The following is a 22,037-nucleotide window of genomic DNA, read 5'->3' on the forward strand; positions in this document are numbered from 1 at the left end:
ATTACTGCGTCCCGGCCGTCGCTTCGCCCAGCAGCTTCTGAATGGTCGCCTGGTCGGCCTCGACCGGCTTGACCACTTCGCCTTCCTTCACCAGTTCCTGGCCGGCGACGATGATGCGCGCATCGGCAGGGATGCCGCCGAGCACCAGGCCGGTTGGCGTATCGTCGACCAGATCGATCGGGAAGAACACGACCTTGTTGTCCTTGTCGACGGCGCGGATGCCGAGATCGCCCTTGTCGCCGAGCGTCACCACGGAGCGCGGCAGCATGACTGCGTCGGTCGGCAGCGCGCTCAGCGCGATCTCGGCGGTCATCCCGGCCGGAATGGTGCCCTCGGGGTTGGGGATTGCGATCTCGACGCGGAAGGTGCGGGTGGCGGACGAGGCGTCGCGGCTGATATAGCGCACGGTGCCCTCGACATTCTGGCCGCTGACCAACCGTACCTTCGCCTTGTCGCCGATCTTCAGATAGCCGAGATCACGTTCGCTGACCTCGCCGCGGGCGATCACCGGATCGAGGCTCAGAATGGTCGCCACTTCGCCGCCCTGCATCACGGAACTGCCAAGCTCCACCGGTACCCGGTCGATGACGCCGTCGAACGGCGCCTTCACCTCGTTGCGGTCGAGTTCGGCCTGCGCGGCTTCCAGGTGCGACTGGGCTAGCGTCAGGTTGGAGCGCGCGGTATCGAGCTGCAGCTTGGGCAGATTGCCGGTTTTCATCAGCCGCAATGCTGCCTCGAGTTCGGCCTGACGCTGGACCAGAAGCTGCTTGGCGTTGCTGACAGCCGAAAGCTTTTCCTCGGCTGCCAGCATCAGCACGAGGTCGCCGGTCTTGACGCGCTGTCCCTGCTTGACCGGCAGCTTGTCGATGACGCCGGCGACGCGCGTCGCCAGGACCGCGCGCTTGTCGGCTTCGGTCAGTCCGGAAATCCGGATGGCGCGCGCATAGGTACGCCTGGGCGGGGTTATGGTCGCGACGGTGCGCAAGGTCGCCTTGGGCTGTTCTGCCTCACTGGGCTTGGCGTTGCCGGCGTCAGCTGCCTTTGGCTGCTCGACCTCCCCCGCTTTGGATTTGTCGGCGGCCGCGCTGCCGACGGACGAGAACTCGCCCGTCACCATCCAGGCAGCGAAACCGACAAGCACAACAATGGCAGCAAGCTTGTGAAACCTGTACTTCGGCATCGTCATTTTTCCAGTGCGCGGGATTCGGCCAGGCCGCGTCTTCTAACTCGGGCGCGTCGCCGATATGGGTGCGCGCAAGGCCGTGTTCAACTTGCCGTGATCGGCGAACGAGCTTCTACATCAAAGTTGCACCGCAATATAGTCAGAAATGTTGATGGGTAATACTTCGCTGGGCAGGATGCGGCCGCCGCCATGAGGCGCGCCGGACCAGCGCGGCCTTTTATTCTGCGACATAACACTCGGCGCAGCGCGGATGCGAAAGCAACCGGCAGACCGCGTCCCTCGGGCAAGTCTTGGCTGCATCGACCATCATCGGTGCCGTGCGCGGCTTGCCAGTGCCGTTGGTAAAGGCGCCAGCAAAACAGCATGGCAGCAGCTGTCAGCATGATGGGAATATTTCATGCAAAGGTCACCTCCTTCGACAAGGGCAGTGTCCGGATGCGCTTGCCTGTCAGTGCGAAGATGGCGTTGGCGAGTGCCGGTGCCGCCGGTGGCGTGCCGACTTCGCCAACGCCGCCCATCTTGTGAAAATTCTCCAGGATGGCGACTTCGAACGCCGGACACTGGGAGATGCGCATGGCGTCGTAGTCATGAAAATTCGACTGCTCGACCATGCCGTCGGCGAAAGTAATCTCCTGACCCATCGCTGCCGACAGGCCGTAGATGGCGGCGGAGATGAGTTGCGCCTCGATGATACCAGGATCGAGCGCGGTGCCGACATCGGCGGCGATCCACATCTTCTCGATGCGGATCCCGGACGGCGTGTCGGCGACCTGGACGATCTCGCCAACCCAACTGCCGAAGGACAGCGTGAACGCCATGCCCTTGGCCTTGCCGGCGGGCAGCGCCTCGCCCCACTTCGCCATTTCGGCGACCTTCTCGACCACCTTCACCGCTGCCGGATAGGCAGCCATCAGCATCTTGCGCAGTTCGACCGGATCGGTTTTCCCGGCGACGGCGATCTCGTCCATAAAACCCTCATGAAAGAAGCCGTTGATCGAGCAGCCGACCGATCGCCAGAAGCCGACCGGGATGGAGGCGGGCGCAGCAATGCCGCTGACCCGGTAATTCGGGATGGTGTAGGGCTGGTCGTAGGCTCCATCGACAATGGACTTGTCGGGGCCAAGCGGCGATATCGAGGGAAACAGCCGGCGCAAGGTGCTGGCTATCGGCGATGGCGAGGCGATTGCCATGCCGACGGCGACCGGCATGCCGTCGTCGCCAAGCCGCGCCTGGAATTTGCCGACCGAAGCCGGCCGGTAAGCGTCGTGGCGCATGTCCTCCTCGCGCGTCCAGATCACCTTGATCGGCCGGCCTGCGGTTTCCTTCGCCATCAACGCGGCACAGAGCGCAAAGTCCACCTCGATACGTCGGCCGAAGCCGCCGCCCATGAAGGTGGTGTGGACGCTGACCTTGTCCTGTTCGATGCCGACAGCATTGGCGCAAAGCTGCCGCACCAAAGTCGGCGCCTGGTTGCCGCACCAGATGTCGAGAGCGCCGTCCTTCAGCCGCGCCGTCGCGTTCATCGGCTCCATCGTCGCATGTGCCAGATAAGGCACCTCATAGTCGGCCTCGACGATCCTTTCGCGGGGCGCGTCCGCGAAGGCGGTATCGACATCGCCATCGTCGCGCATCACCGATCCTTTTGTGCCGAGCGCCTGCTTCATCACCTCGGAAATGCCGGCGCTGTCCGGCGGATATTCCGGATCGGCCCATTCGGCGTCGATCGCCTCCGCCGCCTTGAACGCCGCCCAGGTGTTTTCGGCGATGATGCCGAAGCCGTGGCCGTAATTCGTGTCGATCGGCACGATCTTGATCACGCCAGGCATTTTCTCGGCGTTGGAGACATCCGCCTTGACCGGTTTGGCCCAGAAGCGCGGGCTCATCTTGACCGTGCCGTACAGCATCTGCGGCAGCGTCACGTCGATGCCGAAGATCGGTGCCCCGGTGACCTTGGCCAGCATGTCGATGCGTTTTTGCGGTTTGCCGAGCAGTTTCCAGTCGGCTTTGTCCTTGAGCCTGATTTCCGCGGGCGGCGCCATCGTCGCAGCGGTCGCGGCGACCGCGCCATAGGTCAGCGACTTGCCCGACGCCTTGTGCAGGACCCTGCCATTGGCGGTTTCCAGCTCGGCGGCAGCTATGCCGAGTTTTTGCGCGGCCGCCGCAATCAGCATCTGCCGCGCGACGGCGCCTGCCTGCCGCATCTTGCCGAAACCGTCGAGCGTCGATGTCGAACCGCCGGTGCCTTGCAGGGCGAGGAATTTTCCGACCACGCCCATGCCGGCGCGCACTATTTCAGCGGTCATGCTTTCATCGAAGAAGGCGAACGGCCCGCCCTCTTCCAGCATCGCCGCATTGAAATAGGCGTAGGAGGCCGGGCCGTGCTCGACCTTGATCTGGTCGAGCCCGACATCGAGCTCTTCGGCAACCATGGCAGCAAGCGTCGTCGAGATGCCTTGGCCCATCTCGGCGCGCGGCGCGACGATGGTGATGGTGTTGTCGGCGCCGATTTTGACATAGGGGTTGAAGGTCGCTTCATCGGCCGCGAGGTCGCCTTCCAGCGGATTCGGAAAAGGCTTGCGATAATAGTAATAGCCGACGGCGACGCCGCCCGCGATGGCAGCGGTGCCGATGAGAAACGTGCGGCGGGCGATCTTTCCGACACTGGCCATGGTCAGATTCCCGCCGTCTTGAGGACGACCGCTCGTCTGATCGCCGCACGGATCTTCGGGTAGGTGCCGCAGCGGCAGAGATTGCCGCCCATGGCATCGTCGATGTCGGCATCGGTCGGGTCGGCAACCTGGTCGAGCAGCGCCACCGCGCTCATGATCTGGCCGGCTTGGCAGTAGCCGCACTGGGCGACCTGCTCTTCCAGCCATGCCTGCTGTACCGGATGCAATCTGCCTTCGGTGCCGATGCCTTCGATCGTGGTGACCGCGCCGGTGACCTCACCGACCGGCAATGAACAGGAGCGCACCGGCTGGCCGTCGACATGCACCGTGCAGGCGCCGCAGGCGGCGATGCCGCAGCCGAACTTCGGCCCGGTCTTGCCCATGAGATCGCGCAGCGCCCACAGCAGCGGCATTTCGGGATCGGCATTGACGTCGAATGCCCGCCCGTCGACGGTGAGGTGCATGGGGATACCCTTTGTTGTCGTCCACAGCCCGGGCAGGCCCGGTCGGCCATTCGCCCTTATACATCTTGACAAATTACGTCATTTTGTCAATAGAGCTTTTGCAGGATAAAGTCGCGCCATGATCGAGATCGAGGACATCGCCACCGACCCCAAGCGCGCCCGCATTCTGGACAGCGCGATGAAGGTGTTTCTGGCCTATGGTTTCGCCCGCACCACCATGGACGACATTGCGCGTGCCGCCGACATGTCGCGGCCGGCGCTTTATCTCCAGTTCAAGAACAAGACCGATATTTATCGCGCCATTGCGGTGATGCTGCTCTCCCGCTCGCTCGAGCAGGCGAAAACGGCACTCGCCGGCGAAGAACCATTTGCCGAGCGCACGATGCGGGCCATCGACGAAGCGCTGATCTCGATGACGCGCACCGTCCACGCCTCGCCGCATGGCGCCGAACTCCTTGACATGAAATCGAGTCTCGCCGACCTGATCGGCTGCTGGCGCAGCCGGTTTTCCGAGCATGTCGCGGCAGCGATCCAGAGCGAGGCCGGACGCAATGGCGTCGATCTCACCGCCAAGGGCTTGTCGGCAAAATTGCTGGCCGACATGCTGCTCGACGGGCTGGAAGGCATGAAGATGCGCATCAGCGATCCGGACGAGCAGCGGCGGGCTGCGGCCGTGCTGATCAAGGTGATCGATCTAGCCTTGCAAAAAAACTGACAAACAAAACGCCTCAGGCTCGGCGACGCGCTGCCTCGGGCTTCTTGCGTGCTGCAAGGAACTCCTTGACCCGCCGGCCCGGTGCCGGACCACGCATCGGCTTGAAGCCGTCGTCGAGCTCGCCTGAGAGGTCAAGCGTCGGCCGCTTGCCGACGGCGTCGTAATTCTCCTCCAGCCAGTCGCTGGCGGCGGTGCGGCCAAGGTCGCGCAGATAGGTCAGAAACGCCCATTCGGCATTGACCTTGGACGATGCCGACAGGTCCTTGAATGCCTCGTCGGCATCGATGCGGTGCATGCGGATGTCGCGGTATTCGCCATGCGGCAGCCGGCCGGCGGCAATCAGCTCCTTGATGAAGGCGATCGAGCGGAATTCGCGCAAGAGTCCGGCGTTGAAGGTGATCTCGTCGATGCGATTCTGGATTTCGTTGGCGCTCTTCGGCGTCCCCTCGCGGACCACCGGATTGATCTGCACCAAAAGCACGTCCTCGGTGGCAGTCGTCTTGAAGAACGGGAACAGCGCCGGATTGCCGCCATAGCCGCCATCCCAGTAGGGCACGCCCTTGATCTCGACGGCGCGGAACAGCTGCGGCAGGCAAGCCGACGCCATCACCGTGTCGAGATCGATCTCGCCATCGGAAAAGACGCGTAACTGCCCGGTCTCGACATTGGTCGCGGAGATGAACAGCTCCATCGATTTGCAGGCGCGCACATTGCCGAAATCGATCTCCTGTTCGATCACGTCGCGCAGCGGGTTGAGGCCGAGCGGGTTGGCGACATAGGGCGAAAACACCCGCGACATCGTGTCGAAAAACAGATAGCCCGGCGTGTTCTCGATCGACCAGTTGCCCCAGGCGACGTCCCACGGCATGCGCTGCACCGGGCTGAACCGGCCCTTCCGCGCCACCGCGCGCCAGAAATCGTCGAGCTTCTGCCGCGCGCCCTCGACGCCGCCGCGGACGAAGCCGTCGGCCAGCGCCACCGCGTTCATGGCGCCGGCGCTGGTGCCCGAAACCGCCGCGATGTCGAGCCGTCCGTCCTCCAGCAACTGGTCGAGCACGCCCCAGGAAAAGGCGCCGTGCGAGCCGCCGCCCTGCAGCGCGACGTTGATCTTCTTGGGCTCCTCCGCCTTGCCGTTTGTCGTCATGGCGTTGTCCTTGATCTAGAGAGCCATTGGATGGATCACTGCGCGGTCCAGCCGCCGTCGACCGAGATTTGCGTGCCGTTGATCTGCGCTGCCGCATCCGAGCACAGGAACACCGCGGCAGCGGCAACTTGCTCGACCGTGACGAATTCCTTGGTCGGCTGCCTGTCGAGCATGACCTCGCGGACCACCGTGTCGCGGTCCATCTTGTTCGCCTTCATCTGGTCGGGGATCTGCGCCTCGACCAGCGGCGTCAGCACATAGCCGGGACAGATGGCGTTGCAGGTGATCTTGTCGCGCGCCAGTTCCAAAGCGACCGTCTTGGTCAGTCCCATGATGCCGTGCTTGGCCGCGACATAGGCCGATTTGAACGGCGAGGCGACCAGCCCATGGGCCGAGGCGATGTTGACGATCCTGCCGCCGCCGGCTTCTCTCATCAGCGGGATGGCGGCGGCGATGGTGTGAAAGGCCGACGACAAATTGATGGCGATGATGGCGTCCCACTTCTCGACGGGAAATTCTTCCACCGGCGCGACATGCTGGATGCCGGCATTGTTGACCAGGATGTCGACCGAGCCGAAGCTCTCGGCTGCCTTTGCGACCAGCGCCCGGCATTCGGCCGGCTTCGACATATCTGCCTTGATGTAGACAGTCTTCACGCCGTGATGCTTGGCGATCGCATCGGTGACGGCCTGGTCGTCGGCCGTGTCTGAAAAGGAATTGACGACGATGTTGCAGCCATCGGCCGCGAGGGCATGGGCGATTGCCAGGCCGATGCCCGAGGTGGAACCGGTGACGATGGCGGTTTTTCTGCTGGGCAAGGCGAAATCCTTCATTACGGCGCCAACGGACCATATTGCAGTGCAGCATATATGTCTCGTGTGGCGCAAAAACAGCGGCACTCAGTGGCGATGACATGAAATTTTTGTCCTGAAAGAGGTCACCCTCACTCGAAGCTGTGCGCCTGAACAGGCCGTGCGAACAGTTGGTCAGCGTGCCCTGGAGCCACTTCGGGTGTTCGTGAGATTGCGTTTTAGAACGCAATAGCGGTCGCGCGGCACTCATTCCGAGGCGGAGATTTCTGACACGGCCTGCTGATGAGAGATTTCGGCCGGCCGGCCGGCGATCACGACATCGTGTCGAGTTTGCGCTGCATGGCGGCGATCTGTTCCTTCAGTTCCTGAAGGTCGTCGGGCTTTTCCGACGTCTCTTTCCTGGCCGGCTCCGCCGGCGCTGCGGAAGTGCCATTCGAGCCTGCCGGTGGGAAGGGCGTGAACAGGCGCATGGCGTTCTGGAACATCTCCATGTTGCGGCGCGTCTGCTCTTCCAGCGCCTTGATCGGCGTGGCGATCTTCATCATGTCCAGCGGCGACTTGCCCAACGCACCCTTCATCTGCTCGCGGAAGCGTTCCTGTTCCTTCGAGAAGGCGATCATCGACTGTTCGAGGAAGCTCGGCACGATCATCTGCATCTGGTCGCCGTAAAAAGCGATCAACTGGCGCAGGAACGGAATCGGCAGCATGTTCTGCCCTTCCTTGTTCTCCAGTTCGAAGATGATCTGGGTCAGCACCGGATGGGTGATGTCGTCGCCGGTCTTGGCGTCCTGGACGGTGAACTCCACGCCCTTCTTGACCATTTCGGCAAGGTCCTCGAGCGTCACATAGGTGCTGGTGCCGGTGTTGTAGAGGCGGCGATTGGCATATTTCTTGATGATAATCGGTTCGTCTTTCGCGGCCATCAGCATCCTCCCAGGACACCGGCGCACTTGAGGTAAGCTGCCGGTAACGATTGCGCCTTTTCAAGGATATGCGCAAAAGCGTTACAATTCCAAGCGGTTTGTGCAGTGCGGCATCAATTAATGCTGCACGGCGGACTAAAAATGCTGCGCAGCAATGGGCCGGCTGTATCCACCACGGATGCGCAACCTGCTTGCGGCGCATGGCCGGTATGCCCATTTCCGGTTTGACTTGGATCATTGAAAGGGCAAGAAAAGCCCTGACGATACAAACTGCGATACCAAAACCTCGATACCTCGAAGTGTGGAGAAGAACATGTCCGCTGCCATCGTTGTCGCCAGTGCGGCGCGCACGCCCGTCGGTTCCTTCAACGGCGCCTTCGCCGCCACGCCGGCGCATGAGCTTGGTGCCGTCGTCATCAAGGAGTTGCTGTCTCGTGCCGGTGTCGAGCCGGCGGAAGTCGACGAGGTCATCCTCGGCCAGGTGCTGACCGCGGCTCAGGGCCAGAACCCCGCCCGCCAGGCATCTATCGAAGCCGGCCTGCCGAAGGAAACCACCGCCTGGGGCCTCAACCAGGTTTGCGGCTCAGGTCTGCGCGCTGTTGCTCTCGGTATGCAGCAGATCGCGACAGGCGATGCCAAGGTGATCGTCGCCGGCGGGCAGGAATCGATGTCGCTGGCCCCGCACGCTCAACACCTGCGTGCCGGCGTCAAGATGGGCGACTACAAGATGATCGACATCATGATCAAGGATGGGCTGTGGGATGCCTTCAATGGCTACCACATGGGCAACACGGCCGAAAACGTCGCTCGCCAGTTCCAGATTACCCGCGAGGACCAGGACCAGCTCGCATTGGCCTCCCAGAACAAGGCAGAGGCCGCGCAGAAAGCCGGCAAATTCAAGGACGAGATCGTGGCCTTCACCGTCAAGGGCAAGAAGGGCGACACCATTGTCGACCAGGACGAATATATCCGCCACGGCGCCACGATCGAGGCCATGACCAAGCTGAGACCGGCCTTCGACAAGGACGGCACGGTGACCGCCGCCAATGCCTCCGGCATCAATGATGGCGCCGCCGCGGTGCTGCTGATGACCGAAGCGGAAGCCGCAAAGCGTGGCATCACGCCGCTGGCGCGCATCGTGTCCTGGGCGACCGCGGGTGTCGATCCGCAGATTATGGGCACCGGGCCTATTCCCGCCTCGCGCAAGGCGCTGGCCAAGGCCGGCTGGTCGGTCGGCGATCTCGACCTGATCGAGGCCAACGAAGCCTTCGCCGCCCAGGCCTGCGCCGTCAACAAGGACATGGGCTGGGATCCGTCGATCGTCAATGTCAATGGCGGTGCCATCGCCATCGGCCATCCGATCGGCGCCTCCGGGGCCCGCATCTTCAACACGCTGGTTTACGAGATGCGCCGCAGAAGCGCCAGGAAAGGCCTTGCCACGCTGTGCATCGGCGGCGGCATGGGGGTCGCCATGTGCGTGGAAGCGCTGTGAAGTCATCTGCAAAGCGCCGTGAGGACGGAGCGAGCAAGCCGTGAAACAGTCGGTGGCGAACAGGCTCCGCCGTTAGAGCGTTTCCGTTCGCCGCCCGCCGATCGAGAAAAAGGGAGGATATTATGACAAAGGTAGCACTCGTCACCGGTGGGTCGCGCGGCATTGGCGCCGCGATCTCGATCGGCCTGAAAACCGCCGGCTATCAGGTCGCCGCGAACTACGCCGGCAATGACGAAGCGGCGCAGAAATTCAAGGCAGAGACCGGCATCCCCGTCTACAAATGGTCGGTCGCCGACTACGATGCCTGCGCCGCCGGCATCAAGCAGATCGAGGCCGATCTCGGCCCGGTTTCCGTTCTGGTCAACAATGCCGGCATCACCCGCGACGCCATGTTCCACAAGATGACGCGCGAGCAGTGGAAAGAGGTCGTCGACACCAATCTTTCCGGCGTCTTCAACATGACGCACCCACTGTGGGTCGGCATGCGCGACCGCAAGTTCGGCCGCGTCATCACCATCTCCTCGATCAATGGCCAGAAAGGCCAGACCGGCCAGGTCAATTATTCGGCGTCGAAGGCCGGCGATATCGGCTTCACCAAGGCGCTCGCCCAGGAAGGGGCGCGGGTCGGTATCACCGTCAATGTCATCTGCCCCGGCTACATCGCCACCGAGATGGTCAGGGCGATGGACGAGAAGGTGCTCAATGAGCGCGTCATCCCGCAGATCCCGGTCGGCCGCCTCGGCGAGCCGGAAGAGATCGCACGCTGCGTCGTCTTCCTCGCTTCCGACGATGCCGGTTTCATCACCGGCTCGACCATATCAGCCAATGGCGGCCAATATATCACCTGAGGCGTCGGCCTGTTGCCGGTGACTGTTGCAGCCCGCTGCGGCAGCGCTATGCCATGGGAGAGGCTTGAACCAGGCCGTTTTGCATTGCTGGCATCCTGGTGCAGCGACTGCGTCGAACGATGGTCGTGACGCCGATTGTGCCAAAGCGGCGCGCAAAGGTTAACGGCGGGCGTGCGGCCTGTGCAAAACCCTGTTCCCCGCCGGTGGATAACAGGTGGAAAACCTGTTCACGATACTACATATGGGGGTGAACAAACCGGGAAACATGCTTCGGCGCCGATTCGTCGCCGTTTCGTTCCGGCTTTGAGCGCAGTGTTAAACGACAAAGGCTGAAAAACATCCCCAAATGGTTAAGGCGCGTTAGGAAAGTTTAATTATTTCAGAGTGTTGGATGACGCCGGCCGACCTGCATCGATCGTTCAGCGGCAAAGGTTAACGGCGACGTCAGCCCAGCATGAAACGGGCCAGTTCGGCGATTCAGCATGTGGTGAGACTCGCCGGCGAAAAATCCAGATGTAGCCGTGAACAAAACCTGAATCTGCGCGAGTCAGCGATTCGTAGCCGATTCGTTCCAGACTCGTTCCATCTGTTAAATCGAAACGGCGAAACGGATTATCGATGCCGACGGAAGGCTTCGAGCTGCCATCGGAATATTCTGCTTTCGCTTCACGCCCAAAATCCCTATGTGTCGGCAGTCACCCGCGCCACCACGGGGCGCGCTCCCGACAACGCGAGGCAGAGAGCCTTAATTTCCAGGTCAATGAACATCCAGCCGAAACACACTGAGCCACTGATCCTGTCAGGCCGCGACGTGACCGCTGTGCTCGGGCCAACCAACACCGGCAAGACCCATCTCGCCATCGAGCGCATGGTGGCGCATGAAAGCGGCATTATCGGCCTGCCGCTCAGGCTGCTCGCCCGCGAGGTCTACTCGCGCGTCTGCGAAAAAGTCGGCGCTCACAAGGTGGCCCTCATCACCGGTGAGGAGAAGATCCAGCCCGACGGCGCCAGATATTCGGTCTGCACCGTGGAAGCCATGCCGCGCGAGACCGACGCCGCCTTCGTTGCCGTCGACGAGGTCCAACTGGCCGGCGACCTCGAGCGCGGCCACATCTTCACCGACCGCATCCTGCATCTGCGCGGCCGCCAGGAGACGCTGCTGCTCGGCGCAGCGACCATGCACGGAATCCTCCAGCGTCTGCTGAAGGGGGTGTCGGTGGTGACGCGGCCACGGCTGTCGCATCTCGCCTATGCCGGCTCGAAGAAGCTGACCCGCCTGCCGCGACGTACGGCGATCGTCGCCTTCTCCGCCGACGAGGTCTATGCCATCGCCGAACTGATCCGCCGCCAGCAGGGCGGTGCGGCAGTCGTGCTCGGCGCGCTATCGCCGCGCACCCGCAACGCGCAGGTGGAGCTGTTCCAGTCGGGTGATGTCGATTATCTGATTGCCACCGATGCGATCGGCATGGGCCTCAACCTCGATCTCGATCATGTCGCCTTCGCCCAGAACCGCAAGTTCGACGGCTACCAGTATCGCAACCTGACAGCGGCCGAGCTCGGCCAGATCGCCGGCCGCGCCGGCCGGCACTTGCGCGACGGAACTTTTGGCGTCACCGGCCAGGTCGATCCACTGGACGAGGAACTGGTCAAGAAGATCGAAGCGCATGATTTCGACCCGGTGAAGGTGCTGCAATGGCGCACCGCGCGTTTCGATTTCGCCAACCTCGACGCGCTGAAGCGCTCAATCGAGACCAACGCGCCGGTTGAAGGCCTGACGCGCGCGCTGCCGGCGGTCGATGCGCAGGCGCTCGAACATCTGTCCCGCGACGAGGACATCCGGGCGCTTGCCACCGACGCCAGGCGCGTGGCGCTGTTGTGGGAGGCCTGCGCCCTTCCCGATTACAGGAAGATCGCCCCGGCTCAGCATGCCGACCTGATCGCCTCGATCTACATGGACCTTGCCAGGCATGGCCATGTCGATGAGAATTACATGGCCGAGCAGGTACGCCGCGCCGACACCACCGAGGGCGACATCGACACGCTGTCGCACCGGATCGCCCAGATCCGCACCTGGACTTTCGTTTCCAACCGGCCCGGCTGGCTGGCCGATCAGGCACACTGGCAGGAAAAGACGCGCGAAATCGAAGACAGATTGTCGGATGCGCTGCATGAGCGGTTGACGAAACGCTTCGTAGACCGCAGGACTTCCGTCCTCATGCGGCGCCTTAGAGAAAATACCATGCCTGAAGCCGAAATCAGTCCAACCGGAACCGTCCTCGTCGAAGGCCATCATGTCGGCGAGTTGCAGGGGTTCCGCTTCACCGCGGACCAAAGCGCCGGCGGCGAGGACGCCAAGGCGGTGCGCACAGCAGCCCAGAAGGCGCTTGCAGCCGAATTCGAGGCGCGGGCCGAACGCTTCGGCGCCTCGGCCAATGGCGACATCGCGCTCGGCTCCGATGGCACGCTGCGCTGGATCGGCGCGCCGATCGGCACGCTGGTCGCAGGCGACGAGCCGTTGAAGCCGCGCCTGGTGCTGTTGGCCGACGAGCAGCTCACCGGTCCCGCCCGCGACAAGGTCGCGGCGCGCGCCGAGCGCTTCGTCAATTTCCAGATCGAGTCGCTGCTGAAGCCGCTGGTCGACCTCAAGAACGCCGAGCAGATCACCGGCATCGGCCGCGGCGTCGCCTTCCAGCTCGTCGAGAATTTCGGCCTCATCAACCGCCGCGACATCGCCGAGGAGATGAAGTCGCTCGACCAGGAGGGCCGCGCCGCCCTGCGCCGGCTCGGCGTGCGCTTCGGCGCCTACCACGTCTTCGTGCCGGCGCTGATCAAGCCGGCCCCGGCCGGACTGGTGACGCTGTTGTGGGCGCTGCAGAACGACGGCAAGGACAAGCCTGGCTTTGGCGACGTGGTTCACGCGCTGGCCTCCGGCCGCACCTCGGTGGTCATCGATCCCACCTTCGACAAGACCTTCTACAAGCTGGCCGGCTACCGCAATCTCGGCCGTCGTGCGGTGCGCGTCGACATCCTCGAACGGCTGGCCGACCTGATCCGGCCCGCAACCAACTGGAAGCCGGGCCTCGGCCAGCGCCCCGACGGCGCCTATGACGGTCAGTCCTTCATGGTAACGCCGCCGATGATGTCGATCCTCGGCGCCACGGCCGACGATATGGAAGAGATCTTGAAAGGCCTCGGCTACCGGGCCGAGCCGAAGCCGGCTGTCGAGGTGAAGGCACGGCTCGAGGCACAGGACAATGTCGCGCGTGAAGCCGCCGCGGCCAAGCAGGCGGCGGAGGCACAAGCCGAGCAGGCCAAGGCAGCGGAAGCCGCGATTGCCGACGCAGCCGTCGAGACGCCGGCCGACAGTTCTGAGCCGGATGCAGTGGCAGAAGCCACGGCGGAGGCTCTCGCGGAACCCGCTACCGAAGCGGAACCTGTCGCAGAAGCTCAGCTGCAAACTCCGCCTGAGGTCACGGTAGAGGGTCTGCCTGCAGCTGAAGCCGCAATTCGAGAGGCAGCACCCGAAACCGCCGAGGTTGAGGTCGCACAGGCGGAGCCGGCTTCCGAAGCCTCGCCCGCAACGGCAGCAGTCTCGGCCGAACCTGCCGCGGCAGTGGAAGCCGCCACCGGCGAGGCTGCTCCAGTGGCCGAGAAAGAGGCCGAAGAACCAAAACCCATCCTGTTGTGGCGGCAGGGCCGCTTCGACCAGCGCCCACGCCACCGCCACCACGACAACCGGCCCCGTGACAGGGACAATCGCCCGCGCAGCCCACAAGCCGCGCGCGATGGCCGCAGCAACGCGCCGGCAGAGGCCGGGCAGCAGACCGGCGCACCGGGCGGCCGGCCCGCCCGTGAAGGACGCCGCGACGGCGACGGCGCCGGCAAGCCGCGCTTCGACCGCAGCAAGTTCAAGCCCAAGCCCCAGGGCGAGCCAGGCGAACGGCGCGAAGGCAAGCCGCAGGGCGAGCGCCCCGATCGTCGCGAAAGCCGGCCCGACTGGAAAGGCGGCAGGCCGGACGGCAAGAGCGGCGCGCCTGGTGGAAAGCCCGCGTTCCAGCCGAAGCCTCGCGAGGAGCGTCCGGTGCGCTTCGACCCGGATTCCCCCTTCGCCAAGCTCGCCGCGTTGCGCGACCAGCTGAAGAAGTAAGTTCGTTCGCTCCGATGGTCACTGATGCCCGCCAGCGCATCGACAAATGGCTGTTCTTTTCGCGTGCGGTGAAATCGCGCTCGCTGGCGGCGAAGCTGGTGGTGGCCGGACGCGTTCGCATCAATCGCGACAAAGCAGCGCAGGCCTCCGATCTGGTCCGCCTCGGCGACGTCCTGACCATCACTCTCGAGCGGCGCATCTTCGTCTGGAAGGTGCTCGGCACCGGCAGCCGGCGCGGTCCCGCCGAGGAAGCGCGCTTGCTTTACGAGGATATCTCGCCGCCGCCGGCACCAAAGGGCGAGGCCGTTCGCGATGCGATCCCCGCACTGCGAGATGCCGGCAGCGGCCGCCCGACCAAGAAGGAACGCCGGGAGACCGACCGGTTGTTCGGCGACGACGACTGACGCATAACCGGCTTTCGTCGCATCGCCGGCTGGAAATCCATTCCAGAAACACCGGCATCACAAGCAATGGCCGCCCTTGCAAGCGGCGGGCAAAGACGTTACCTCACCAAGAAAGCCTACCGCATCGGCCCGAAAATCGATATCGATTTTCCAAGCGCACGATGCGTGGTTTCAAAGTGTTACAGCGTACCTTGTGCGTCCGATTGGACGCCACGTCGCCCTGATAAAAGGGGACGTCCCGGAGCCGACCGATGACCTATGTCGTGACCGATAATTGCATAAAATGCAAATACATGGACTGCATCGAGGTCTGTCCGGTCGACTGTTTTTATGAGGGCGAGAACATGCTCGTCATTCATCCCGACGAGTGCATCGACTGTGGCGTCTGCGAACCGGAATGCCCGGCCGACGCGATCAAGCCGGACACCGAGCCAGGGCTCGACAAATGGCTGCAGATCAACACCGAGTACGCCGATAAATGGCCCAATATCACCGCCAAGAAGGAGCCTCCGGCCGATGCCAAGTCCTTCGATGGCGAGGCCGGCAAGTTCGAAAAATATTTTTCCCCCGAGCCCGGCCAGGGCGACTAGCGCTCGACCGCGAAAATCGAAATCGATTTTCGGAAGGACCATGCGCCAGATCAAGGTGTCACATCGTCCTTGCGCGTCCAAAACGGGCGCGTGGCACCGTAACGGCGACGCCGGTTTGATCGGCATCACGCGTGCTGACAGGCACCGCACGTTAACTGCCTTGACAGGCGGAGATCGCGCTTGACCTTCGCGCGTGCAGCAAAACCTTGATTCTTCCGACTTTTTGTGCTACACGAACCAAACATGCCGGTGACACAACGTCGATTTATGGCGCAAACGCCCCAAATCACTGAAAGGTGAATTTTTCAATCCGACCAGAGTGATCTGGGGCAGGCAGTCGCGACTATGCGATTTGCCGCCCTCGGCTTTTCCGGTGGGTTCGTAGTTGTGCGGCTAACGATCGGTACCCGATCGCGCGAGTTCGACCGGCAGAATGCCGGTTCCACACCAAGGAGTTCATGGCGTAATGGCAACAATCACCCCGCAGAAGAAGTCCAGCGCAGCGCGTCACGGTTTTAAGACGGGCGAGTACATCGTCTATCCGGCGCATGGCGTCGGCCAGATCGTCTCGATCGACGAGCAGGAAGTTGCGGGCCACAAGCTGGAACTGTTCGTCATCGACTTCCAGAAGGACAAGATGCGTCTGAAGGTTCCGGTCGCCAAGGCGACCTCTATCGGCATGCGCAAGCTGTCGGAAGAGGATTACGTCGATCGCGCGCTGAAGGTCGTGCAGGGCCGCGCCCGCGTCAAGCGCACCATGTGGTCGCGCCGCGCCCAGGAATATGATGCGAAGATCAATTCCGGCGACCTGATCTCGATCTCGGAAGTTGTGCGCGACCTCTACCGCGCCGACAACCAGCCGGAGCAGTCCTATTCCGAACGCCAGCTTTATGAGGCGGCGCTCGACCGCATGGCGCGCGAGATCGCGGCCGTCAACCGCATGTCGGAGACCGAAGCGGTGCGCCTCATCGAGGTGAACCTCAACAAGGGACCGAAGCGCGGCGCCAAGGCCGACAACGAAGAAGCCGAGCAGGAAGAAGCAGCCTGAGCGCTTCTCGCCTTAATTTGGAAAAACACGGCCTCGCGCCGGGTTTTTTTATTCCTAAGCTCGTCGCGTTTGACTGGATTCATGCGACGCGCTTTAGGTTGTTGTTGTTGTTGTTATGCATGTCGTGATCGCAAGACCACCGCGCGCCCTGCATTAGTGATCGTCACCCCAAACCGCTACGCACTTTTTGGGCGACATGCCTTAAATTTCGCCACCGGTTTCCTTCTCTGCCTCCTGCTTCAGCGTCGCGATAAACCGCTTGGTTCGCTGGCGCTCCGGATTGCTGAACAAAACCGCGGCGGGGCCTTTCTCGACGACGCTGCCGGCGTCGAGGAACACCACCTCCTGCGCGATTTTGGAGGCGAGGCGCAAATCATGCGTCGCCATCACCATGGTGGTGCCCTCGCTGGCGAGCTGGCCGAGCACGTCGACCACCTCCTGCGCCAGTTCCGGATCGAGCGCCGAAGTCGGCTCGTCGCACAGCAGCACTTTCGGCGATGGCGCCAGCGCCCGGGCGATCGCCACGCGTTGCTGCTGGCCGCCTGACAACGTCGCCGGCCAGGCGTCGGCCTTGTGCGCCATTCCAACCTTTTCGAGCAGGGCGAGCGCCCGCTCGCGCGCTCGCCCGGCCGGCCATTTCAACACCGTCACCAGCCCCTCCATGACGTTTTCGATCGCCGTGCGGTGCGGGAACAGCTGGAAATTCTGGAACACCATGCCGGTCTGCAGCCGCAGGCGCTGGATGGCCCTGCCGGGCACCTTGCCGCCGGGGTGGAATTCAAGCGCGTCGTCGCCGATGCGCACCGTGCCCGAGGTCGGGATCTCGAGCAGGTTGATGCAGCGCAGAAGCGTGCTTTTCCCACCGCCCGAGGGGCCGACAAGGGCGGTGACGCTCCCTTCCTCGATGGTGACGGTCACGCCCTTCAGCACGAGATTGTCACCAAAACGCTTCTCGATGTCGGTGAGGCCGATCATGCGCGCGCCTCCAGGAAGCCGCCATAGCGGTTGAGCCGCTTTTCCAGGCGCGTCTGCAACGCCGACAGCACCGAGCTCAGCGCCAGATAGAGAGCCGCCGCCTCGACATAGAGGATCAGCGGCTCATAGGTGGTGGCGACGATGCGCTGCGCCGCCTGGAACATCTCCGGCACCGTGATGGCGGCGGCAAGTGATGTATCCTTGACCAGCGAGATGAAGGTGTTGGACAGCGGCGGCACCGCGACGCGGCCCGCTTGTGGAAGGATAGTGCGTCGCATCGCCTGGCCCCAGGTCATGCCGATCGAATAGGCCGCCTCCCACTGCCCCTTCGGCACCGAGCCTATAACGGCGCGGATGATCTCCGACGTATAGGCGCCGATATTGAGTGTGAAGCCGATCAACGCGGCTGAAAAGGCGTCGAGCAGGATGCCGACCGACGGCAGGCCGTAGAAGATCAGGAAGAGCTGCACCAGAAGCGGCGTGCCACGGAAGATCCAGACATAGAAGCGGACCACGGCGACCAGCGGCTTCGGGCCGAACAGCCGGACGAGCGCTGCGACCAGTCCTACGAAGAGACCGAATGCGAACGACAGCAGCGTTAGCGGCACGGTGAAGATCAGCGCGGCCCATAGCAGCGTGGGCAACGAATCCAGCATCAATTGCAGCCAGTGCGGCACGAAAACTCCTTGCGAGATTGCCGCCCAAAAATCGGCCCGGCAGCATCGAGGCGCGACCATACGGTCGTCATATCACGCCAAAAGCGGCGGCCGTCAAAGACGGCTCGCCGCGATACTTGGCCGTACGGAACGGCAACCAGCCGGCTCCGGGAAATGCGCTTACTTCGAAACGTCCTGGCCGAAGTAAGTGTCTGCGATCTTCTGGTAGGTGCCGTCGGCCTTGATGTCGGCCAGCGCCCGATTGATGGCGGCGACCAGTTCCGGATCGCCCTTGCGCACGAGCACGCCGGAATAGTCTGCGTTTTCTTCCTGCGCGGCGATCTTCACATTGGCGTCGGGCTTGTGCTTCTTGAAATCGAGGAAGGACAGGCTGTCGTTGATGGTGGCATCGGCACGGCCGGTAAGAAGCAGCTGGATCGATTGGTCGAAACCATCGGTACCGACGAGTTCGGCGCCGTTCGCTTCGGCGAGCTTGCCGAAATTCGAGGTCAGCGACTGCGCCGCCTTCTTGCCCTTCAGGTCGGCAAAGCTCTTGATGTCGGTATTGTCGCCGCGCACGATCAGCACCGCCTTGGAAGCAATATAGGGATCGGAGAAATCATACTTGGCCTTGCGCTCCTCGGTGATGCCGACCTGGTTGATAACAGCGTCATAGCGCTCGGCGTCGAGGCCGGCGATCAGCCCATCCCATTTGCCTTCGAGGAATTCGGCCTTGACGCCGAGTCGCTCGGCGATCGCCTTGGCAATCTCGACGTCGAAGCCGACCAGTGCGCCCGAGGCATCATGATAGGTGAAGGGGGCATAGGTACCTTCCGTGCCGACCTTGAAGACACCGGCCTGCTTGATCTGATCGAGATTGGCGCCGGCATGGCCTGATGTGCCTGCCAGTACCTGCAGTGTTGCGGCGACGATAAGCGATTTGAGCCATTTCATTTTTCTGTGATCCCGTCATTGGCCGGCGTCCGGGGCCGGCGTCCGGCGCATTTGTGAGCGCCGGAAACTGACAGATGCAGCCTGGCGAAATAAGGAACCAGATTTCAAAAATGAGACACTTTCGAAATCCAATTCTCAAAACCACATCGACTCACGCCAACCGGCCGAGGAGCGACCGCCGCATCGAGCTTTCGAACAGTGCAATCCACGCGACATCAGCGGCGGAACCATTCGCGCGGGTGGCACGTTTGTTGGCTGTTGTAGGGCGCGGCGTCGCCAATTCAACCACGATGCCAGCTTAGGGGCGAGCGATCGCACCGCAACGCCCGGAACAGGGAGCGTGGCATGATGGAAGATACGGCAGGGCGAACCATGGTCCGCGCGGCGATGAAAGCCCCCTATCTCGAGCGCGACGAGGAGCATGTTCTCGCGCTGCGCTGGAAGGAAGACAACGACCAGCAGGCACTGCACCAAATCGCCATGGCGCATATGCGGCTGGTTATTTCCATGGCCTCGAAGTTCCGCCATTATGGCCTGCCCCTCGGCGACCTGGTGCAGGAAGGCCATGTCGGCCTGCTGGAGGCAGCGGCCCGTTTCGAACCGGAGCGCGAGGTGCGGTTTTCGACCTATGCGACGTGGTGGATCCGTGCCTCGATGCAGGACTATATCCTGCGCAACTGGTCGATCGTGCGCGGCGGCACCAGTTCGGCGCAGAAGGCGCTCTTCTTCAATTTGCGGCGCCTGCGCGCCCGCTTGGCGAACGGTGCCGAGCCGATCTCGAACACCTCACTCTACCGCGAGGTGTCGGTGGCGCTTGGCGTCTCCGAGGCCGACGTGGCGATGATGGACTCGCGCCTTTCGGCCCCGGATAGTTCGCTCAACCAGCCGCTCGCCGACGATGCGGGCGCCACCGAGCGAATGGATTTCCTGGTTTCGGACGATCCTTTGCCGGACGAAGTCGTGGGTGACACGATCGATGTCGAACGCCGCTCTATCTGGCTGAAAACCGCGCTCGGGGCGCTCAATGCCCGCGAGCTCAGGATCATCGAGGAACGCCGGCTGAGCGACGAGGGCGCGACGCTCGAAGCTCTCGGAGAGGCGCTTGGGATCTCCAAGGAACGCGTCCGCCAGATCGAGGCACGCGCCATGGAAAAGCTCAAGATAGCGCTGGTGAAGCAAAACCCCGAGTTTCTGGCGACCGCCGCCTAGGGTGTGTTGCGATTCAGGTTAGGACGAGTCGGAGTCGAAGACGGGCGCGAAGCGACCAACCAGGTGGTTTCCGAGAACCGGAGCGGAGCGTACAAAGTACGTGAGCACCGGCCTACGCCGGCCGTAGCCTTACTGCCGCGACCGCCGGCATCACCTGAATATCGACACACCCTATCTGTCGGTGATGATCTTGACCTTGTCGCCGGCCGAAACGGCTGCGCCGGGCGACATTGCATTGAGCACCCTGAACAGGTCGAGCTTGCGGTCGACGCCGACCATCTGCGCCGCGAGCGAACCCATGGTCTGTCCGGGCCGGACCGTGACGACGCGGATATGCAGCGGCTTCAGCGCTGCTTTTTCGGCCGCGCTCAAGATCCGGAACGAGCCGCTGACCGAGCGCGCCACCGCGTCCAGCGAGGTGCTGGCGGAGGGGGCTGCCGTCAGCAGCCGGTAGACCTGGCCGCCGGCGCGGATCACCGCGATGCCGAACTGCCAGCCCTCGGCGCTGGCATGCGCCGTCGCCGCCTCGTTGCCGTTGATTGTTTCCTGGCGCACGCTGCTTTCGTCGAGACCGGCCACCCAGCCGCTGCGGAGGTAGTCGGTCAGCGATCGGTTCCTGTCGATCGAGACGCCGTCGAAGCGGATCGCTATGTCGCCCGGCCCGGTTGCCGTCACCGCCGCGGCCGAGTTGTCGATGATGAAGCCGTCGGGCACCGAGAACGACACGCCGAGCCCCGGATGCAGGAAGGTTTCGCCACGCACATAGCCTTCCTCCGGCGTGTCGCCGTAGAGCAGCCCGTCTATGCCGGCGAGGAAGGCGTCGCGGTCGCGCGTGCCGACGCCGGGCGCGCCGAACTGGCGGGCATGGCGCTGCGCCAGATCGATGCGTTGCGGCGTGTTCGGGTGCGTTGCCAGGAAGTCGAGGCTGGCGTCGGTGGCGCCGCTGATCGAGCGGAAATCGGTGTAGGCCGACATGGACTGCAGGAAGCGGCCGGCGGCAAACGGATCGAAGCCCGCCTCGCCGATCGACTTGATGCCGATGCCGTCGGCCTCCAGCTCCTGATTGCGCGAGAACTGGGCAAGCCGCAGCTTGCCGCGGATCAGTGCCGCCTTGGCGGTCGGGCTGTCGCCGAGCACATCCGAGACGACTTTTGTCGCAAAGCCTTCCTCGGCCTCGAGCTGCTGGCGCTGCAAGCCGTGGTTTGCAGTGACATGGCCCATCTCATGCGCGATGACCGCGGCGAGCTCGGCCGAATCGTTGGCCAGCGCCAACAGGCCGCGCGTGATGTAGAGATAGCCGCCAGGCAATGCGAAAGCGTTGACGTTGGGCGAATTGAGGATCGTGATGCGGTAGGTCTGGCTCGGGTTGGCCGAAACCACCGTCAGGCTGCCGACGACTTTGGCGACCATGCGCTCGAGCTTGGGATCGGAATATTCGCCGCCATAGGTCGCGAGGATGCGCGGATGCTGCGCCTTGGCCATTTCGGCGACCTTGCTGTTGGCGGCAACATTGTCGACGGTGACCGGTTTGCTGGAAGGCTGGAAGCCGGATTCCTGAACGTCCGGAGGCGTGAACATCTGGCAGCTTGCCAACGCCATGGCAAAGCCGGCCAGCGCCAGGAAGCGCGCCAGCGGTTTCCTTCTCACTCTGTCTGTGCCGGTCGGCAGAACAGCTTCCTTTCGGCTCTCAGCCCATGGCCCGAAAATCGGGCATCGATTTTCAGATCATGCGCAAAATCAACTGCCACAGCGTCCTTCGAGCCCACGAGCGCGGATGGCACCGTAGTGGCAAATCACAACCTAT

The 22,037-nt window shown here is 63.1% G+C and carries 18 protein-coding genes; 8 read left to right on the forward strand and 10 right to left on the reverse strand.

Going from position 1 to position 22,037, the window contains the following annotated elements; all coding sequences use genetic code 11:
* Position 1 precedes the first annotated feature (1 nt).
* The 3 genes from AC0L2R_RS25660 to AC0L2R_RS25670 all read right to left on the reverse strand — a co-directional run bounded on the left by AC0L2R_RS25660 (position 2) and on the right by AC0L2R_RS25670 (position 4,316).
* Positions 2-1,180 carry an efflux RND transporter periplasmic adaptor subunit gene (locus tag AC0L2R_RS25660; RefSeq protein ID WP_473512238.1) on the reverse strand — a complete coding sequence of 393 codons (1,179 nt, stop codon included), beginning with the start codon at positions 1,178-1,180 and terminating at the stop codon, positions 2-4.
* 398 nt (positions 1,181-1,578) lie between these two features.
* Positions 1,579-3,852 (reverse strand): xanthine dehydrogenase family protein molybdopterin-binding subunit, encoded by a 2,274-nt coding sequence (locus AC0L2R_RS25665; RefSeq protein WP_473512239.1) that lies wholly within the window; start codon positions 3,850-3,852, stop codon positions 1,579-1,581.
* A gap of 2 nt (positions 3,853-3,854) precedes the next feature.
* Positions 3,855-4,316 (reverse strand): (2Fe-2S)-binding protein, encoded by a 462-nt coding sequence (locus tag AC0L2R_RS25670; RefSeq protein ID WP_473512241.1) that lies wholly within the window; start codon positions 4,314-4,316, stop codon positions 3,855-3,857.
* Positions 4,317-4,434: 118 nt separating this feature from the next.
* Here AC0L2R_RS25670 and AC0L2R_RS25675 point away from each other — a divergent pair, with 118 nt between their 5' ends.
* Positions 4,435-5,031, forward strand: coding sequence for a TetR/AcrR family transcriptional regulator (locus AC0L2R_RS25675; RefSeq protein WP_473512242.1), 597 nt, complete (start codon positions 4,435-4,437; stop codon positions 5,029-5,031).
* A gap of 13 nt (positions 5,032-5,044) precedes the next feature.
* Here the strand turns inward: AC0L2R_RS25675 and AC0L2R_RS25680 are convergent, their stop codons facing one another.
* From AC0L2R_RS25680 to phaR, 3 genes are all read right to left on the reverse strand, one after another.
* Positions 5,045-6,175, reverse strand: coding sequence for a patatin-like phospholipase family protein (locus AC0L2R_RS25680; protein ID WP_027152943.1), 1,131 nt, complete (start codon positions 6,173-6,175; stop codon positions 5,045-5,047).
* A 35-nt stretch (positions 6,176-6,210) separates the two neighbouring features.
* Positions 6,211-6,993, reverse strand: coding sequence for a 3-hydroxybutyrate dehydrogenase (locus AC0L2R_RS25685; RefSeq protein WP_128182015.1), 783 nt, complete (start codon positions 6,991-6,993; stop codon positions 6,211-6,213).
* Between the two features lie 305 nt (positions 6,994-7,298).
* Entirely contained in the window at positions 7,299-7,910 is a 612-nt protein-coding gene (gene phaR, locus AC0L2R_RS25690; RefSeq protein ID WP_027152940.1) for a polyhydroxyalkanoate synthesis repressor PhaR, read from the reverse strand.
* Positions 7,911-8,223: 313 nt separating this feature from the next.
* On the opposite strand from phaR, the gene AC0L2R_RS25695 reads away from it, so the two are divergent.
* From AC0L2R_RS25695 to AC0L2R_RS25720, 6 genes are all read left to right on the forward strand, one after another.
* Positions 8,224-9,402: an acetyl-CoA C-acetyltransferase gene (locus AC0L2R_RS25695; protein WP_091593553.1), complete on the forward strand. Its 1,179-nt coding sequence runs from the start codon at positions 8,224-8,226 to the stop codon at positions 9,400-9,402.
* 122 nt (positions 9,403-9,524) lie between these two features.
* Positions 9,525-10,250, forward strand: coding sequence for an acetoacetyl-CoA reductase (gene phbB / locus AC0L2R_RS25700; protein ID WP_128170628.1), 726 nt, complete (start codon positions 9,525-9,527; stop codon positions 10,248-10,250).
* Between the two features lie 760 nt (positions 10,251-11,010).
* On the forward strand, positions 11,011-14,397 hold the full coding sequence (locus tag AC0L2R_RS25705; protein WP_473512244.1) for a helicase-related protein: 3,387 nt from the start codon (positions 11,011-11,013) through the stop codon (positions 14,395-14,397).
* 14 nt (positions 14,398-14,411) lie between these two features.
* Positions 14,412-14,801 (forward strand): RNA-binding S4 domain-containing protein, encoded by a 390-nt coding sequence (locus AC0L2R_RS25710; RefSeq protein WP_473512245.1) that lies wholly within the window; start codon positions 14,412-14,414, stop codon positions 14,799-14,801.
* Positions 14,802-15,052: 251 nt separating this feature from the next.
* Positions 15,053-15,391, forward strand: a complete 339-nt coding sequence (gene fdxA, locus AC0L2R_RS25715) for a ferredoxin FdxA (RefSeq protein ID WP_023803892.1) — start codon at positions 15,053-15,055, stop codon at positions 15,389-15,391.
* A gap of 466 nt (positions 15,392-15,857) precedes the next feature.
* Positions 15,858-16,439 carry a CarD family transcriptional regulator gene (locus AC0L2R_RS25720; protein ID WP_027152934.1) on the forward strand — a complete coding sequence of 194 codons (582 nt, stop codon included), beginning with the start codon at positions 15,858-15,860 and terminating at the stop codon, positions 16,437-16,439.
* Positions 16,440-16,640: 201 nt separating this feature from the next.
* On the opposite strand, the gene AC0L2R_RS25725 is transcribed toward AC0L2R_RS25720, so the two are convergent.
* The 3 genes from AC0L2R_RS25725 to AC0L2R_RS25735 all read right to left on the reverse strand — a co-directional run bounded on the left by AC0L2R_RS25725 (position 16,641) and on the right by AC0L2R_RS25735 (position 19,024).
* Positions 16,641-17,414 (reverse strand): amino acid ABC transporter ATP-binding protein, encoded by a 774-nt coding sequence (locus AC0L2R_RS25725; protein WP_473512246.1) that lies wholly within the window; start codon positions 17,412-17,414, stop codon positions 16,641-16,643.
* A complete protein-coding gene (locus AC0L2R_RS25730) occupies positions 17,411-18,091 on the reverse strand; it encodes an amino acid ABC transporter permease (protein ID WP_128170983.1) in 681 nt (226 codons plus the stop codon). Before AC0L2R_RS25730 ends, AC0L2R_RS25725 begins: the two co-directional genes overlap by 4 nt.
* Before the next feature lie 159 nt (positions 18,092-18,250).
* Positions 18,251-19,024: an amino acid ABC transporter substrate-binding protein gene (locus tag AC0L2R_RS25735; protein WP_023803897.1), complete on the reverse strand. Its 774-nt coding sequence runs from the start codon at positions 19,022-19,024 to the stop codon at positions 18,251-18,253.
* Between the two features lie 345 nt (positions 19,025-19,369).
* Between AC0L2R_RS25735 and AC0L2R_RS25740 the strand changes: the two genes are divergently transcribed.
* Positions 19,370-20,233, forward strand: a complete 864-nt coding sequence (locus AC0L2R_RS25740) for an RNA polymerase factor sigma-32 (protein ID WP_128181614.1) — start codon at positions 19,370-19,372, stop codon at positions 20,231-20,233.
* A gap of 171 nt (positions 20,234-20,404) precedes the next feature.
* On the opposite strand, the gene AC0L2R_RS25745 is transcribed toward AC0L2R_RS25740, so the two are convergent.
* Positions 20,405-21,832, reverse strand: a complete 1,428-nt coding sequence (locus tag AC0L2R_RS25745) for a M48 family metalloprotease (protein WP_236369087.1) — start codon at positions 21,830-21,832, stop codon at positions 20,405-20,407.
* Between the last annotated feature and the right edge of the window lie 205 nt (positions 21,833-22,037).

Source organism: Mesorhizobium sp. WSM4820, from assembly GCF_055811075.1.

Coding starts and splice junctions, on each gene's coding strand:
- AC0L2R_RS25660 (WP_473512238.1), bottom strand. CDS start 1,180: ATGCCGAAGTACAGGTTTCACAAGCTTGCTGCCATTGTTGTGCTTGTC.
- AC0L2R_RS25680 (WP_027152943.1), bottom strand. CDS start 6,175: ATGACGACAAACGGCAAGGCGGAGGAGCCCAAGAAGATCAACGTCGCG.
- AC0L2R_RS25740 (WP_128181614.1), top strand. CDS start 19,370: ATGATGGAAGATACGGCAGGGCGAACCATGGTCCGCGCGGCGATGAAA.
- AC0L2R_RS25720 (WP_027152934.1), top strand. CDS start 15,858: ATGGCAACAATCACCCCGCAGAAGAAGTCCAGCGCAGCGCGTCACGGT.
- AC0L2R_RS25735 (WP_023803897.1), bottom strand. CDS start 19,024: ATGAAATGGCTCAAATCGCTTATCGTCGCCGCAACACTGCAGGTACTG.
- AC0L2R_RS25675 (WP_473512242.1), top strand. CDS start 4,435: ATGATCGAGATCGAGGACATCGCCACCGACCCCAAGCGCGCCCGCATT.
- fdxA (WP_023803892.1), top strand. CDS start 15,053: ATGACCTATGTCGTGACCGATAATTGCATAAAATGCAAATACATGGAC.
- AC0L2R_RS25710 (WP_473512245.1), top strand. CDS start 14,412: ATGGTCACTGATGCCCGCCAGCGCATCGACAAATGGCTGTTCTTTTCG.
- phaR (WP_027152940.1), bottom strand. CDS start 7,910: ATGGCCGCGAAAGACGAACCGATTATCATCAAGAAATATGCCAATCGC.
- phbB (WP_128170628.1), top strand. CDS start 9,525: ATGACAAAGGTAGCACTCGTCACCGGTGGGTCGCGCGGCATTGGCGCC.
- AC0L2R_RS25705 (WP_473512244.1), top strand. CDS start 11,011: ATGAACATCCAGCCGAAACACACTGAGCCACTGATCCTGTCAGGCCGC.
- AC0L2R_RS25745 (WP_236369087.1), bottom strand. CDS start 21,832: ATGGCGTTGGCAAGCTGCCAGATGTTCACGCCTCCGGACGTTCAGGAA.
- AC0L2R_RS25695 (WP_091593553.1), top strand. CDS start 8,224: ATGTCCGCTGCCATCGTTGTCGCCAGTGCGGCGCGCACGCCCGTCGGT.
- AC0L2R_RS25670 (WP_473512241.1), bottom strand. CDS start 4,316: ATGCACCTCACCGTCGACGGGCGGGCATTCGACGTCAATGCCGATCCC.
- AC0L2R_RS25665 (WP_473512239.1), bottom strand. CDS start 3,852: ATGGCCAGTGTCGGAAAGATCGCCCGCCGCACGTTTCTCATCGGCACC.
- AC0L2R_RS25725 (WP_473512246.1), bottom strand. CDS start 17,414: ATGATCGGCCTCACCGACATCGAGAAGCGTTTTGGTGACAATCTCGTG.